The following is a 16,467-nucleotide window of genomic DNA, read 5'->3' on the forward strand; positions in this document are numbered from 1 at the left end:
AGGTACTCATAACCGGTTTTAAATTCATTACCTATCTTGAAGTTTGTCGGCTACATAAGTATATATTTTCTACATTCGCATGTATAATTGTGTTTTATGAATATAGAATTTGATAAAAACGAGGATTCCTATAAACAACTGCTTTTTCAGCTGGAAAGCAGGCTGAAAAAAGTGCAGGCAGGTGGAGGCGCAAAAAAAATAGAGGCGCATCATCAGAAAGGCAAGCTCACCGCCAGGGAAAGAATCAATTACCTGATTGATAAAAACAGCTATTTTCTGGAAATAGGTGCTTTTGCTGGAGAAGATATGTACCAGGAAGATGGCGGCTGCCCATCGGGAGGAGTAGTAACCGGCATTGGTTATGTATCTGGAAGGCAATGTGTGATTGTGGCCAATGATGCGACTGTAAAAGCAGGTGCCTGGTTTCCGATCACAGCTAAAAAGAACCTGCGGGCACAGGAAATCTCTATGGAAAACCGTTTGCCTATCATTTACCTCGTAGACAGTGCCGGGGTTTACCTTCCTATGCAGGATGAGATTTTCCCGGATAAAGAACATTTTGGCCGCCAGTTCCGCAATAATGCGCTTATGTCGTCGATGGGAATTGTACAGGTAGCAGCAATTATGGGGAGTTGTGTGGCTGGTGGAGCCTATCTGCCGATTATGTCCGATGAAGCGATGATTGTGGACAAAACCGGTTCTATCTTTCTGGCTGGCTCTTATCTGGTAAAAGCGGCTATCGGCGAAGAAGTAGACAATGAAACCCTGGGCGGTGCTACCATGCACTGCGAAATTTCCGGCGTAACGGATAATAAATATGACTCTGATGAACAGTGCCTGGATGCCATTAGGGGAATATTTGATAAGATGGGTCAATCGCAGCTGGCAGGATTCAGCAAAGTGGTTCCTCTTCCTCCTAAAAAAGCGGCCAAAGATATATATAGCATAATTCCCGCCGACCGGGTAAAACCCTATAATATGCTCGAAATTATCGAACGGCTCGTCGATGATTCGCAATTCGACCAGTATAAAGCTAAATATGGGCAATCGCTGCTCTGCGGACTTGCCAGAATAGAAGGCTGGGCAGTAGGCATCGTAGCCAATCAGCGAAAAGTAGTAAAATCAGGCAAAGGTGAAATGCAGATGGGGGGCGTAATCTATTCAGACTCTGCTGATAAAGCTGCCCGTTTTATCATGAACTGCAACCAGAAGAAAATTCCACTGCTTTTTTTACAGGATGTAACCGGGTTTATGGTGGGGAGCCGGGCGGAACAGGGAGGCATTATTAAAGATGGAGCCAAAATGGTGAATGCCATGGCGAATTCGGTGGTTCCCAAGTTCACTATTATTATCGGCAATTCGTATGGAGCCGGAAATTATGCCATGTGCGGCAAAGCTTACGACCCCAGGCTGATTTTTTCCTGGCCTACGGCACAAATGGCTGTGATGAGTGGTGCTTCAGCAGCTAAAACTTTGCTGCAAATTCAGGTGAGTACCTTAAAAGCCAGAGGAGAAACTGTAACGCCGGAAGCCGAAAAAGCCTTGCTCGAAAAAATAACCAGTCAGTACAATGAGCAACTGTCTCCGTATTATGCAGCCGCCAGGTTGTGGGTAGATGGTATTATTGACCCTATAGAAACCCGGAAAGTGATTGCCATGGGCATAGAAGCGGCTAATCATGCACCCATCAAAAAAAGGTACAATGTGGGAGTGATTCAGACATAATAAATGGTCAGTTGGCATTTAGACTTATGTTTATAAGCGCATTCAATTTTACTGTAATTCCAGTCAGGAATAACCTTTTCACTAATCACTGCTATTTATAATTGTTATTATAAGTCATCTCATAAATATTGCCATAAGATACTTATGAAAAATAGTCAAACTCAGGTATGGAGAACAAGAATCTATTATGGATGGATGGTTGTTTTTATGCATCTGATCATACTTTTAATGGCAGCCTGTCAGATGGAAGAGAGAAAGAAAAGCGCACCTCTCCAGACAACAGATACTTTACAGAACAGCCCACAAAGAGAAGTAACATCAGGAACCAGAGAAGCTTTTCCGGGAGGCGATACGATTCAGCAAGACTGCCAATTTATTCAAGGGCAGGCTGAAAGTCTTTTGGAGGAATACCACCAGAGCCGTACCACAGCGGCAAGAAAAAGACAGGTCATAGCAGAACTTAAAAAGCTGGAACTGGTATGGAAGCGAAAGGAGTGTCAGCAAGTATTCGGGTATATGATTCCTCACATTCCCACTCCATCAGATACTGGCAAGCAGGTTGTACAATAAACTGATTAACAAAAAAGCCTCTGCATCTGCAGAGGCTTTTTACTTCTAATTGTTAAAATTATAATTGTTTATCCCACCACACTCTACCAACAAGCTGGTCTCCACCTGTAAGGCGAGTTACGGCTTCGGTATAATTTGCTTTATTATTGATAATTTCCGTTTGCAGATAGATCATCCTTCTGGGAATTACGCCACCGGTAACATTACCAGGATAAGTAACCGGAGTAAGCTGCGGATAACCTGATCTTTTCCAGTTAAACCATGTTTCTAAAAAGTTAAACATACTTCCTGTAGCAATCCAGTATTGTGTATTGATCGCTTTTAAGGAGGCATCTAAAGAAGATTCATCCAATGGATTAGCAGTCGCAAAGGCATCTGCTTCGGCCACCGGAATGGTAGCAGAAGGGTCTAACTGAGATAAGGTAGTAATAGCACCTACTACTCCATTTTTATAATGCTCAGCAGCCGTACCGGGAACATTCCAGCCTCTTGCTTTCGCTTCAGCCAGGAGTAATTCTGTTTCTGCATAGGTAAGCACCAACAGGGTTCCGTCCCTTTTCAGATACGTGTTAATGCGTGGCCTGGAATATTTACCCAATGGGGCAATGTCATTCCCTGTACCTGTAGAACCAGGATATCCGGCTGAAGACCTGATATCAAAAGGCCCGCCAGTGAGATCAAAGCCATTGGGCATACCTACTTGGACAGCAGGAGTATTGTCACCGGCCAGTGTTTGATTGGCATTATTGGTTAATCCTGCTTGCGGTACTTCTGCAATTGCCCTTAAACGTGGATCATTCGCTGCTTTTAAGGCATCTATTATCGTTTTCGACCAGCGTACTTCCCGGAAATCATCTGCTACCTGCAATACACCAAAATAACTGGACTGCGCTGAATTGATATCGCCTTTAAATTTAGCATTGTCTTCAATAGAGGTAAATACGCCTCCGGCAGCGGCTTTTTCTGTCCATGCTTTGGCAGTAGTAGGGTCTACTTTCGTTAAACGCATAGCGACTCTCAGCATGAGGGAATAACCGAATTTTTTCCATTTGGCTATGTCCCCTGCATAATACAGATCTCCGGTTATAGCCGGTTTAGAGGCATCCAGGGCAGCTGTTGCCTGCTCAAGTTCTGTAAGCATAGACATGTAAATAGATTCCTGGGTATCATATTTAGGGAAAGAAACTCCTTGTTTGGCTTTGAAAGCTTCAGAGTAAGGCATATCTCCATAGGTATCTGTACCTTTCTGAAAATTTAATACCTGCATAATTCTGCCAACCTGATGTAAATTAGAAAACCGCTCTTTACCTTCGGTAAGCTTAATCATTTCGGCCAGTGTAGTGCCTACGCCGTAGGTATTATTAAAGATGGCCGCCTGATAACTGGCAGAGTTCTGCGTATTGATATACTTATCTCCATTTCCATAATAATTATAGGTAGAAGCCAGTACCTGCATCATGGTACTCTGGTACAACATACTATTATACCCCTGGTTAATTACCCCGTTCTGTGCATTGGGCAGAAAGTAATTAGGGTCCCAGTTCGCCTCGCTTGCCTGGGTGGGGTCGGTATTAATGTCATCAAAATTATCTGTACATCCTGCCGCCATCATAAATAGCAGAGCAAGTATGAATATCGAATTTCTTTTCATATTATGTTATTCTTATTTAAATACAACGTTAAGAGTGAACCCGTAAGTGCGTGTAGATGGAAGCTGTGAACCTTCCACGCCTGCATACCTTATATCAGAAGAGATACCTGCCTCCGGATCAAAATTTTCAGTATGTTTTAGTAAAGTTGCCAGGTTTCTTCCCACGGCTGAAAGGGTAACCGATTGAACAGGTAATTTACCCAGCAAGGCAGAAGGAAGACTATATCCGATCACTACTTGTCTTAACTTGATAAAATCAGCATCAAACACCGATAATTTGGAAATATTAGTGGCCAGTTGCGGATAATACGTATAAGCGGGCACATTTACTGTATTAACTGCACCTTCAGCTGTAACACCAGTAGCTACAATGCCTGTTTCCCGGCCTTCCAGCGTCATTTGATGAAGCCCTCTTACGATAGAATAATGGTTGGTAGCTGACAATACTTTGGCACCGAAATTATAATCAAACAGGAATGAGAAGCTGAAATCTTTAATAGAAAAGCTATTATTTAAGCCTCCATACAGTTTTGGCAAGGCTGTTCCCATTGGCGTTAAGGTTCCTCTCTCCGGCACGCCGTTGGTACCGATAATTACATTTCCATTGGCATCATACTTATAGTCATAGGCCATAATCTGGGCAGCAGCCATTCCTTTTACGTGTGCCACATTTGCATTTAAAGGGCGGTAGGTACCTAAACCAAGAGTAGTTGTTCCGCCATCTCCATCAATATCAACAATCGTATTTTTAATATTGGTCATGTTGAAAGAAACATCCCATTTAAAATTGTTGGTCATCACAGGGGTACCGGTAAGCAATACCTCAAGCCCTTTATTCTGAGTAGAACCCAGATTCAGTACCTGAGAAGTATATCCGGTTGTAACAGATAAGGGACCACTTACGATCTCATCGGTCGTTTTACGGTTAAAATAAGCCACATCGATTCCTAAGCGGTTATCCAGGAATTTAAGTTCTGCGCCAACTTCTACCTCGTTTAGTCTGAATGGTTTCAAATTCAGGTTAGGCAACTGTGAACCAAAGCCTCCTTGTGGAAGTCCATTGATCGTTTGACCGAGTGAATAATACTGGCTGGTCAAATAGGCATCAAAAGCCTCCCCACTGGTTTGTGCATACGAAGCTCTTACTTTGCCAAAACTCATAGCTGGCAGGGAGAATAACTCAGAGAACACAAAACTGGCCGATACAGAAGGTGCAAAAATACCCCGGTTGGCTGCAGGAAGCGTAGAATAAATATCGTATCTTCCGGTAGTAGTAAGGGTTAAAAACTCCCGGTAATCTAAATCTAACGTATAATACGCAGATTGTACCTGACGTTCGTTAAAGCCGTAGCTTGAATTTCTTTGCAGGGTATTATTGATATTATATAAATACGGGATACTTAGTTGATTACCACCTATACCTACACTTTCTCTTTTGTTCTTTCTTAAATTGGCTCCTAAAGCAATATTCAAGCCCAGGTCATCGGTAAGTTTTCTGTTGATACCCAGTAATCCATCTACGTTCATTTCAGTTGCTTCGGAAGTTCCCTGGCCAAGACCGCCCAGACGGGAATAGGCTGTCCCATAAGGAGTGATTCCAAAATTTTTGTCATTAATCAGGTCATAGCCCATCCTTGCCTGAAAATAGATCCAGTCGGCAAACTGATACTTGGCAGATACAGAGGAAATAAGGCGTTTACGGCCAATATTATTCTTGTACTGGCTGGTAACAAAATAAGGATTGGTTACATAAATATTGTCATTAAACACCAGCTCATTTCCGGTTACAGGGTCAAAGCCAGGCTTTAAGGCTTCCTGGTTAAAGCTGGTCGCCAGGAACGTAATACCAAAGTTGGCATTCATGGGCGAATCGCTCAAACCAGCCCTGTTTTTGTCCTGCTGATCAATATAGTTAGCCATCAGGCTTACTTCCAGTTTCTTGGTGATCTTCTGGTTTACATTCAGGTTGATCGTTTTTCTCTTTACTTCGCTGTTTTCAAGTACTGATTTTGAATCCATAGAAGACAAAGACAAGCGGAAGTTGGTCATTTCATTTCCACCTGAAACAGCAACTGTATTGGTGAAGGTAGGAGCCGTTCTGTAGAATTTATCAATATTGTCTTTTACAGCTGAATAAGGATATTGTTTTCCATCAAACTGAGTATAAGGTGCGCCATCTAATTTTGCACCCCAGCTTTCCAGACCAGAAACTCTGGCACTGTTTACATCGGTAGGCCGGTTTCCTTGTGTTCCCTGGCCATACTCATACTGGAAATCTGTAAAGTTGATTACTTTGGCAAACTGCAGGTTGGAATTGTACTCTACCGCCAGGTTCTGATTTTGTTTTCCGGTTTTTGTCGTGATCAGAATTACACCATTGGCAGCTCTGGTACCATATAAGGCAGCAGCGGTGGCACCTTTCAATACGGTCATACTTTCAATATCATCCGGATTGATGTTAGCAATACCATCGCCATTATTAGATCCTCCCCATTCTCCGGCATTTCCCCGGTTGGTATTATCCATAGGTACGCCATTGATTACAAACAAAGGGCTACCTCCTGTAAAATTACTTACGCCTCTCAAGTTGATCCGGGAAGAAGAAGCCGGTCCGCCATTACCAGGACTGATACTTAAACCTGCCACACGGCCCTGAAGTGAATTAATCACGTTGGTTTCGCGGGCTTTATCAATGATGGAACCGTCAATACTGGTAACAGAATAGCCAAGCGTACGGGTATCTTTTTCAATACCTAAGGCAGTAACCACTACTTCGCTCAGGCTCTTGATATCAGGAACCATGCTTACATTGATGGTAGACTGGTTATTGATCGGCATTTCTTCGGTAACAAATCCAATGGCTGAGAATACAAGCGTACCATTGCCATCCGGCGCCTGAAGAGAATAATTTCCATCTATATCAGTAGCCGTACCCACAGTTGAGCCCTTTATCAGCACGTTTACACCAGGCAAGGGTTGATTGGCATCATCTAATACCCTCCCTTTCACGGCTTGTTGCGCCCAGGCAGCCTGCACACAACAGACTACAAGAAGGATAGTAAAAATGTGTTTAAAATTAATTTCTTTCATAAGGAATAGTATTTCTGTTTGACATTAAAAGGTTTGGTTTTGAATAAATAATAAAGAAATCACAGGTTGTTTTTGGGAGGGTGCTTCATGCAGTAATGGTTAAGGTTAAAGAATTAATAAAGGATCACAAGGTTGAAGCTGGCAATTGCTAATACTGCTTTGTATCCTATTCCACTAAAACAGTGAGTAAAGGTTTACAGGACATACGCAGTAAATATTGTTGGTAAGAAATAATTCGATGCTTAACTATACCCACAAAATGGACAGACTCAGAAACAGCGCTTGTATAACTTTTAAAAGTTATACTTCCACAAACACTAATCAATATAATAATTTTTAGATAAGTTATAAATCATATATTAGTGTGACTTTAAAGCTAAAATATTATTTAAAGTAAAATTTAAAGATTGGAAGTATTAGTTTGAAATCAAAATTTTATAATATCTTTTTGAGCATTCTGAATGATTTATTTTCATTTTCAGAAATTATAAATATTATTCTATTATTATTATCCCTTCATTCAGAATATACTATAAATTGTGCAAATATTAGAATTCAATAAAATATTAAAAAAATTATATTCACTTCATCTAGCGAATATGTAATTTTTCCCTATAAAATACTCATTTAGATTTAGCTGCTTTCTGAAGGAAATTTCTTTTAAAAGTAATATTTGTAGTCCGCTAAAATACCAGCATAATGTTTCATACCGGTAGCGAAAACTGTTGATTAACAGAGGAAAAGTGATGTAATAGAATACCTTTTTCAGGAAGTTTACTGCTTTTTGGTGAAGTCTAGAATTACCTCAATTGCAAATAACCCTGAACTTCTATCCTAGTGGCCTGAACTACTGCCATATTATTGAAAACAGAAGTGTACAATACCAGATAATTACTTGCTTGCACTCCCCGCTTTTCTGCACTGAAGGGTAACTTCCTGCCATGCGAAGATATAGTATAAAAAATATACTATAGTTTTTGACTATCAATGACATATATATTATATATACCTCATTGGATCTCTGAAAATATACATATATATAATCATATTTTGGTTTCACACTGTTATGTAAAAAGGGGATCAGGAAAACGGAAATAGTCTTCTATAGTAAAATAATCAGGCAAAATACATTCAGGGATTTAGTGAGTTCTTACCTTTGCAGCAACCCAGAAAGCATCGATGCTAACTCTGCCAAATCAGGCTAGGTAGTGAACTTTGGGTTAATTGTATAAATTTGAAAATTAGTATATATTTAAATATTGTACGCATTTTTTAGAATGAACAATAACGAACTTAAAGCATTAGTATCGCTCTTGGATGATGAAGACAAAGAAATCCAGCTACACGTTGAGCAAAAAATTATTTCTCTGGGAGATGCCGTAATTCCCTTTCTGGAAGAAGAATGGGAGAACAATATGAACTTAACGGTTCAGAAAAAAATTGAAGACCTGATTCATGTACTGCAATTCGACAGTCTTAAAAACAGACTCAAAGCATGGAAAGAGACTGGTTCTCAGGATTTACTGGAAGGCATGTGGCTGGTAGCTACGTATCAATACCCTGATTTAGCACTGGAACGCTTAAAGAAAGACCTTGAGCAAATATATTATGAAGCCTGGCTTGAATTTAAAAATAATATTCATCCCTTCGACCAGGTAAAAATCCTCAACAGCATCATGTTTGGCAAGCTGAAATTTGCAGCTAACACCAAAAATTTTCATGCCCCAGCCAACTGTATGCTTAACATTGTGCTGGATACCAAACGGGGTAATCCTATTTCGCTATGCGTGGTGTATATGCTGGTGGCGAATAAGCTTAAAATGCCGGTCTATGGCGTAAACCTTCCTAATCTGTTTGTGCTGACTTATAAAACCAATGAATCGCAGTTTTATATCAATGTATTCAGCAAAGGTATTATTTTCTCTAAAGCCGATATTGATAAGTACATTGCCCAGCTGAACCTGCCGGCTTCCGATATTTTTTATCAGCCCTGTTCCAATATGGATATTATTAAAAGGGTGCTGCGTAATCTGATTATTTCCTTCGAAAAAACCAGTGATACCGACAAAATTCAGGAGATCAAACAATTGCTCCAGGTAATCTCCGATGAACCGGGCGATGCGATATGAGGGGATTATAGATTAAAAAACAGGAAGATAGTAAGGTTGGACTTGCTTGCTGGAAGCAGTTAGATGTTTCTCATTTCAATAGGTTTTCCAGGATATGTTGGGTTGCTGCATGATTTAATATGGTTCCATGTGTGGCTCCTTTTATCTCAAAAAACTTGTCTTTTTCCTTCAATAATGGCCTTATCTGGTAGGATACACTCCTTGCATTCTCATCTGTACCAATCACTATTACTGGAGATTTACTTCTTTGCACATCCTTTTCAGTCTGGAACGTAAACCCAATTACTGCAGGCAACGGTGCGTATAAAGTAGCCAGAAAGCGGTCACTAAAATCACCGGTAGCAGAAGCAGCATCAATCAGAATAGTCATTTTGGGAAAATTATCAGCCGCCAGATGAGCGGCAATTCTGCCACCGAGTGAAAAGCCAACAATCATAATCTGATTCTCTGAATACTTATCCTTTAATGCATTATATACAAGTTGAGCATCCGAATAAAAGTTCTCTATCGTAATTTTCCCTTTGCTCTTGCCCTGCTCCCGGTAATCAGTAATGAGTATATCGTAGTGCAATTTCAGAAACTGAGGCGCCATTTGCGCCCATTCCTTAATGGTACCTCCGTTGCCCTTCCAGAAACAAATCACTCCCTTAGCACTATCTGCTTTGAAAAGCACACCATTCAGCACTCCCCCATCTTCAGCCTGGAAAGAAAGTTCTTCAACATTTCCCTCAAACTCATAAGAATAGGTAGCTGGAAGTACATACTCCTTAAACCGGTTTCCCTGCTCATCTTTAATTGAATACAAAAAAGCATAGGTTCCGAGGTAGACAGTGATTCCTACAGCAACAAGAATGGGAATAAGTCGCTTTGTTTTCATAGGTATGTTTACACTTAGAGGCAGGTAAATACCTCTGCTTCAATTCTTCAATCAAAAAATATAATAGGGGCGTATTATTGCACAACGCAGGTAGTACAATGCCTTAGTTGAATCAACATTGATACGTATACCTTTTGCTTACGCTTATTTCCGGGTATGTACACCTCCCGTTTACCTGTATTTATAGCATTTATTTTCATTCCAGCATTCCTTTGTACCATCAATCCGGCAATAATATTTCCCGGGTAATTTCTTCAACAAATTCTATAAACGCTTAATAACACATATTTCATTCATCAGTTAATTTCTCATTTCTTCAAACATTATGCTTACTCTATTGCTCAAATTTGTATTTTATGTGGTAGCTGGTTTTAGTGGCTTAGTAGCTGCTTTTTACTTTGTTATGACCGTCCTTGGCATATTTTTCCCTAAAAGTCCACACCAGGGAGGTGCAGATGCTGTCTGGTTTGCAGTAGGATACGGCGTAGCACTCGGTTTGCTGGGCTGGGCCTATCATCTGGCTATTATACAAGGAAGAATAGGTGCTGGGTTCCTCATGATACTGATTGCCTATGTTTCCTGTATCGTGTTTTTTATAGTATTATTGATGTTTAGCAAAGGCCGTTGGAATTGAACCTTGTTAGATTGACCCAGCTTTTTTTCGGTACATTCAATGAACCTGCTCCTGATTCCACTTGAAAGACTTGAGCAGATAAAACAAGGCTGGTAAAATGAGCATGGAGCCAACAATTAATGCCCAGCCTAACATTTGTAAAGTAGCGTCAGGCGCACTGGTATTGTGTAAGGTGAGGTCTTCGCCATGGGTCAGGTTGATTACCACTGGGTATTGCATCCAAAGCCAGGCAACCAGAATCATACTTACCTGAAAACCAGCCAGTAATCGTGGTACAATCACGTTTCGTTTGATGAGTGTAAACCATAATACCGGCAGCGAAAGCGTTGCCAGTACCAGGCAGGCTGCACTCAGCGGATGGCTCCACAAGAGTTCAATTAAATCCAGGCCATCCATCTGGGCAGCGATGAAAACAAATCCTCCGGCAATTACTGTTACTACATTCGACTTGATCGCCTGATCCAGGAAAATCCGGCGGATGTCCTCCTCTCTGGCCTCACCAATTAAGTATACAGCCGCCAGAAAAGTAAAAATGCAACAGGCAAAAATTCCTACGGCGAAGGAAAACAGGTTAAACCAGGGACTGATAAAACCTTGTATAAAATTGGTTGTTTCCAGATTGATCCGGCCCAGGGTAACGGCACCGGCAATAATTCCCAGAAAAAGGGAAGTTGCTATACTCGAAAACACAAAAACTCCGGTATAGTACCGCTGTGACCTTCCTTTGATCGGATCATAATGGCGGAAGGTGAAAAAGCACCCACGTAATACAATGCCGATGAGCATGGCAGTAATCGGAATATGCAGGGCAACAGAGATAGTGGTGTACACTTTCGGAAAACCCATAAACAAAATCACTACTACCAGAATTAGCCAGATATGATTGGCTTCCCACACCGGACCAATGGCATCATAAGTAAGTTTCTGCCCTTTTTCTCTGAATTTGCGGCTGGAAAATCCTTCCAGAATACCGGCCCCAAAATCTGCTCCGGCAAATAAACAGTAGAACAAAAGAGAAACGCCCAGAAACAATACAATTACTTCAAACATAAGCTAGTATTAAGTATCAAGTAGTGAGTAGCAAGCTTGCAAAACATTCGCTTTGGTCTTTCAGGCTTCCTGCAAGCTGGGTTTGTAGTTTTCATGCAACACCCGGATCTGTCGGATCATCAGCCAGGTAACAAGCACAGCTAATATCAGATAGAGAATAGTGAATGTAATCATCGGATATACCAGGCCATTCATCGGCGTAACCGAATCGGCAGTACGCATAATGCCATACATGATCCAGGGTTGCCGGCCTACTTCGGTAACCACCCATCCGGCTTCTACGGCGATAAAACCTAACGGTGTAGCCAGCGCCACCAGCCGCAGAAAATTTTTATGCGTAAGCAGGGGGTTGCGTTTCCATTGTAGGAATAAGAATATAAGTCCGGTCAGCATGAGCAGCATTCCTGCGCCCACCATCACCTGGAACGCAATATGTACAATTACAACCGGCGGCCATTCATCTCTGGGAATCGTATCCAGGCCTTTTACTTCCGCACTAAAATCACCATGTGCCAGAAAGCTCAGAAATCCGGGCAAATGACTGGCATAATTCACTTCCTGTTTATCTACATCCGGCAAACCTCCAATAATCAGATCAGCAGGCTGGCTGGTTTGAAATAAAGCTTCCATGGCCGCTAATTTTGCAGGCTGCCGCTGGGCTACGTCTTTGGCCGAAATATCGCCACTGAGCGGCTGCAGCAGGGCTGTGATGGCACCAAACGTGAGTGCTATTTTCATCGCCCGCAAATGCAAAGGATGCTTCGGATGTTTGAGTAATAATAACGCATGAATGCCGGCTACAGCAAAACTAGTACTGACAAAAGCCGCCAGTGTCATGTGTAAGGCCTGCGAAAACCACGCATCATTAAACATCGCTGCTACCGGGTCAATGTTGATGGCATGGCCGTTTACCCATTCAAATCCGGATGGACTGTTCATCCAGGCATTGGCGGCTACCACAAATATGCCTGAAGCTACTCCGGAAATGCCTACAAATACCCCCGTTACCCAATGTACCCACTTATTCAGCCGCTTCCATCCGTAGAGAAATAATCCGATGGCGATGGCTTCGAGAAAAAATGCCGTTCCTTCCCAGGAGAAAGGCATGCCGAAAATAGGACCGGCATGTTCCATAAATTTAGGCCATAGTAATCCCAGTTCAAAGGAGAGAACCGTTCCGGAAACCGCACCAGTTGCAAAAAAGATAGCTACCCCTTTCGACCAGGCTTTGGTCAGATCCAGGTACACCGGTTGACTGGTCCGCAGCCATTTCCAGTGAGAGAATGCCATGAGAAATGGCATTACCATTCCGATACAAGCAAATATGATATGAAAACCTAAAGAAATAGCCATTTGAAGCCGGGCGGCAACTAAATCTTCCATAGTGAGCGGTGAATGCTTATTTGAAAGCCTTACCGCTGTAAAAGTAGCCCTGGAAAAGTTAATATCCCTGGAATTACAGAGAAATAATTGCTGGAAAGCTAATTGTTGTTTTTTGACAATACTGTAAAAATACCAGGTTAAGCATGGTTTGAAAGTAGGCTTAACTAAAAACAGTATTGATCTTTACTATTTTTTTGCAATTCTGCCCTGATATTTATTATCTACAAAAATTAGGTAATAAGACATATTTAAAATATCTCTGTTGCCTTGATCTCGCTGATAAAATAGGACGAAAGACTATCCTTAGTCTCAGGATGATCCCAATCTATTTTTATATAATCAGGCTGTTGCTTCTTCACTAAGCTGATATGTGTACCTGGTTGAATGCTATCACTCCACCCAATCATGTCATTATGATAGTCTTTGCAGGAGATTATTATGAATAAAAGCAGAATGATAAAATACAGATTTCTCATTTATGTTCTCATAAGCTTATCAATAACAATAGGCTGAGCATAGTTTGAAACTATGCTTTTTTATGTGCAAAACTTAGTTTTGCCTTTAATTCAATCGGACAAAGTCCGGTACGTAAAAGAGCATAGTCTGCAGACTATGCTCAACAAAGGAAGAGCTGTTGACGATAGAAACTATATTTATAATCTTTTTATTTTTATTCAATTTTCCATCCTAATTGATTTCGAGCAAACTCAAGTTTCACCTTGTCTTGTTTAATAATTTCTTCAAGACTATTGCTGCCATCTGGTATGCTTTTTAATAAGTTTTCTGCTTGTAAGAACAACTCTTTATTATAAACTGATAAATAATCATTTTCTTTAAAGAAATAATGGAAATAAAAATAATTTTCTATTATATCATTTTCCTCAATGATTCGCCTTAATACCAATGTATGTATACTATCTAATTCTTTCTTGTTTTTTGGCCCAATCCAATAGAATAGCTTTGAAATTCCGATTTTCGTTTTTTTGTCACTAAACTGAAAAAACTGACATAATTTATCAATTATCTTTTTTGTTCCTTCAGCTTTTATACTTGGTCTTATAAAAATTCGGTTAAAGCTAGGATCTCCATAGTTAATTCCAACTAGCAATAATTCATTGATTAATAGATCAGGAATATTCTTATAATAGTACATTAAATCTCCAACAAATTCCTTTTTGGTCTCTTGCTTAAGTAAATCAATTAGCTGCTGTTCAAATTTTTGATTAATGACTGGAAAAGTCTTCTTCACCTTTTTTAAAACTTCATGATCTCTATCATAATCGGGCGCAAAATATCCTCCTTTTTGAATATATTCTTGGCAAAATTTTTCTAATTCACTCATTCCGTTAACCTAAAATCTCAATACCATTTAAACACACGCAATCCAACTATAAAACACACCACTCCATAACTGAGCAGGATAAGTATTTTACCTCCAACCTCTGCCAGAGTGGCTGCTTCGTTAAACACACTGCGAAAGGCATCCGCAAGCAGGGTGAGCGGCATATACTGAATAATGGAGGCTGCCCAGTCCGGAAAATTGGTATAGCTGAAAAAAATGCCGGATACAATGGTAAGCGTAAGGGTAATAAAATTGATAATCCCACTGCCTACCTGTGTTTTCTCCGGTCTTGCCGCTACCAGAATAGCAATGCCACCAAACCCAATATTTCCGGCTAAAAATAGCATAAACACGGTAAATAAACTTCCCTGTACCTGCACATCAAACAGGAAACAGGCAAACAAGAGCAGCAATATATTTTCGAATAAAGTCAAAATAAGCCTGGTCGCAAACTGGGCTATCAAAAACTCTGAGCGGTTCATAGGCGTTGCTACCATCCGCCTGAGCAGCTTTTTAATGCGCAGTTCAATCAGACTCCAGCCAATACCCCAGATACAAGAGTTCATCAGCCCAAGGGCAATCATTCCCGGAATCAGAAAATCAATGTAGCGGCTTCCTCTGGTAATTACTGGTTTTATCTGGGAAGTATTTCCATTTTGCAGCTTTTGTTCCAACTGTAAATATTGCAGATAGGCATTTTCATTACCTGGGTCAAAATGATAGGTGAATGTATTTTGGGGTTGAGGTTCGATAATCAGTTGGATTTCCCCTCTTTTCAACTGCAAAAATGCCTCGGTTGAATCCAGTGGCAAAAATGTAAAATGGGTATTGGATAAGGAATCTGATGTATTGTTTTGGAGATTAGTAAGTGCGGAATGAGTAGCCGCCACTTGATTTTGAATATACCCGACTTTATTTTCTTTGGTACCCTGCTGGGAAAAAGCAAACCCCAGAACTGCTGATAAAGATACCGGAAACAAAACTGCCCAGAACAATACTTCCGGCTCCCTGATAAGCTCCCGAAGTTGAATGGCAACCAGATTGATAAATGAATTATTCATTCAGGCTCCTTCCGGTCATGGCTGTAAATAAATCGTCCAGGGTTTTCTTGCGGCATTCCAGCGACAAAACTGTGATGTTATTCTGCTCAAAATAACTGATTAGTTGCGGTAAAGTTTGGGTGATGCTAATTACTGTACATATTGCTCTTGTCCCTTCTTCCAGCCACTGAATATGCTTAATCCCTTCAATGCCTTGCAGGATCTCCTGAGAAAGATGTTGTGCTACTTCAAAGTATATAATTTCTCCTGGCGCATAACTATTCAGAAGTTCAGTGAGCGTACCATCAGCCAGAATCTTTCCTTTATCAATAATTACAATCCGGTCGCATAAATAAGCGGCTTCTTCCATATAATGGGTCGTTAAAATCATGGCTGTGCCCTTCTCCTGCTTTAAATTCATCAGGATATCCCATAATTCCCGCCGGGCATTCGGATCAAGACCAGTGGTGGGTTCATCTAGCAGCAAGATTTGCGGCTCGTGCAAAATAGCTACGCCCAAAGCTAGTTTTTGTCGCTGTCCGCCAGAAAGATTTACCACATAGGTTTTTTCTTTTTCTTCTAAGCGAATTGTTTTCAGAATCTGGTCTGTGCGGTCTTTACCCAGTTTATAAAAACTTCCAAACAGATCAAGTGTTTCCCGCACCGTCATTTTATCGGTAAACTTGGTTTCCTGTAAAGAAATACCAATAATCCGCCGTAAAAATGAAGCGTGTTGCTTCCAGTTTTTTTGCTTGATGCTAATAGAGCCTGAATCAGGTTTTTGTAGGCCTTCGATCATTTCGACCAAGGTTGTTTTTCCGGCTCCATTGGGTCCTAACAAGGCCAGATATTCATTGTATCCAATGTCTAGGTTTATATTGTCTACGGCTTTAAATCCATTGAATGATTTACTGATAGACCTGATTTCGATGAGGGCAGATATATTCACTACTGAGCTGTGCTTGTATTAGAATGC

Annotated in this window: 12 protein-coding genes; 4 read left to right on the forward strand and 8 right to left on the reverse strand. The window is 40.8% G+C overall.

Annotated features, from left to right (window positions below; all coding sequences use genetic code 11):
- The first annotated feature begins 96 nt into the window (after positions 1–96).
- Positions 97–1,725 carry an acyl-CoA carboxylase subunit beta gene (locus GXP67_RS04295; RefSeq protein ID WP_162442017.1) on the forward strand — a complete coding sequence of 543 codons (1,629 nt, stop codon included), beginning with the start codon at positions 97–99 and terminating at the stop codon, positions 1,723–1,725.
- A gap of 144 nt (positions 1,726–1,869) precedes the next feature.
- Positions 1,870–2,295: a hypothetical protein gene (locus GXP67_RS04300; RefSeq protein ID WP_162442018.1), complete on the forward strand. Its 426-nt coding sequence runs from the start codon at positions 1,870–1,872 to the stop codon at positions 2,293–2,295.
- A 58-nt stretch (positions 2,296–2,353) separates the two neighbouring features.
- On the opposite strand, the gene GXP67_RS04305 is transcribed toward GXP67_RS04300, so the two are convergent.
- The gene (locus tag GXP67_RS04305; protein WP_162442019.1) at positions 2,354–3,946 is read right to left on the reverse strand and encodes a SusD/RagB family nutrient-binding outer membrane lipoprotein; all 1,593 of its coding nucleotides are present in this window, start codon (positions 3,944–3,946) and stop codon (positions 2,354–2,356) included.
- 12 nt (positions 3,947–3,958) lie between these two features.
- Positions 3,959–7,036, reverse strand: a complete 3,078-nt coding sequence (locus tag GXP67_RS04310) for a SusC/RagA family TonB-linked outer membrane protein (protein WP_162442020.1) — start codon at positions 7,034–7,036, stop codon at positions 3,959–3,961.
- Between the two features lie 1,277 nt (positions 7,037–8,313).
- Here GXP67_RS04310 and GXP67_RS04315 point away from each other — a divergent pair.
- Positions 8,314–9,165 (forward strand): transglutaminase-like domain-containing protein, encoded by an 852-nt coding sequence (locus tag GXP67_RS04315; RefSeq protein ID WP_162442021.1) that lies wholly within the window; start codon positions 8,314–8,316, stop codon positions 9,163–9,165.
- Between the two features lie 70 nt (positions 9,166–9,235).
- On the opposite strand, the gene GXP67_RS04320 is transcribed toward GXP67_RS04315, so the two are convergent.
- Complete coding sequence (locus GXP67_RS04320) at positions 9,236–10,042, reverse strand: alpha/beta hydrolase (RefSeq protein WP_162442022.1); 807 nt, start codon at positions 10,040–10,042, stop codon at positions 9,236–9,238.
- Between the two features lie 325 nt (positions 10,043–10,367).
- Between GXP67_RS04320 and GXP67_RS04325 the strand changes: the two genes are divergently transcribed.
- Positions 10,368–10,676, forward strand: coding sequence for a hypothetical protein (locus GXP67_RS04325; protein ID WP_162442023.1), 309 nt, complete (start codon positions 10,368–10,370; stop codon positions 10,674–10,676).
- 36 nt (positions 10,677–10,712) lie between these two features.
- Here the strand turns inward: GXP67_RS04325 and GXP67_RS04330 are convergent, their stop codons facing one another.
- From GXP67_RS04330 to GXP67_RS04350, 5 genes are all read right to left on the reverse strand, one after another.
- Positions 10,713–11,726 carry a cytochrome d ubiquinol oxidase subunit II gene (locus GXP67_RS04330; protein ID WP_162442024.1) on the reverse strand — a complete coding sequence of 338 codons (1,014 nt, stop codon included), beginning with the start codon at positions 11,724–11,726 and terminating at the stop codon, positions 10,713–10,715.
- 60 nt (positions 11,727–11,786) lie between these two features.
- Positions 11,787–13,109 carry a cytochrome ubiquinol oxidase subunit I gene (locus GXP67_RS04335; RefSeq protein WP_162442025.1) on the reverse strand — a complete coding sequence of 441 codons (1,323 nt, stop codon included), beginning with the start codon at positions 13,107–13,109 and terminating at the stop codon, positions 11,787–11,789.
- 670 nt (positions 13,110–13,779) lie between these two features.
- A complete protein-coding gene (locus GXP67_RS04340) occupies positions 13,780–14,451 on the reverse strand; it encodes a hypothetical protein (RefSeq protein WP_162442026.1) in 672 nt (223 codons plus the stop codon).
- A 17-nt stretch (positions 14,452–14,468) separates the two neighbouring features.
- Positions 14,469–15,512 (reverse strand): ABC transporter permease, encoded by a 1,044-nt coding sequence (locus GXP67_RS04345; protein ID WP_162442027.1) that lies wholly within the window; start codon positions 15,510–15,512, stop codon positions 14,469–14,471.
- On the reverse strand, positions 15,505–16,440 hold the full coding sequence (locus GXP67_RS04350; protein WP_162442028.1) for an ABC transporter ATP-binding protein: 936 nt from the start codon (positions 16,438–16,440) through the stop codon (positions 15,505–15,507). Before GXP67_RS04350 ends, GXP67_RS04345 begins: the two co-directional genes overlap by 8 nt.
- Positions 16,441–16,467: the final 27 nt, after the last annotated feature.

Source organism: Rhodocytophaga rosea (assembly GCF_010119975.1).
Lineage (GTDB): Bacteria > Bacteroidota > Bacteroidia > Cytophagales > 172606-1 > Rhodocytophaga > Rhodocytophaga rosea.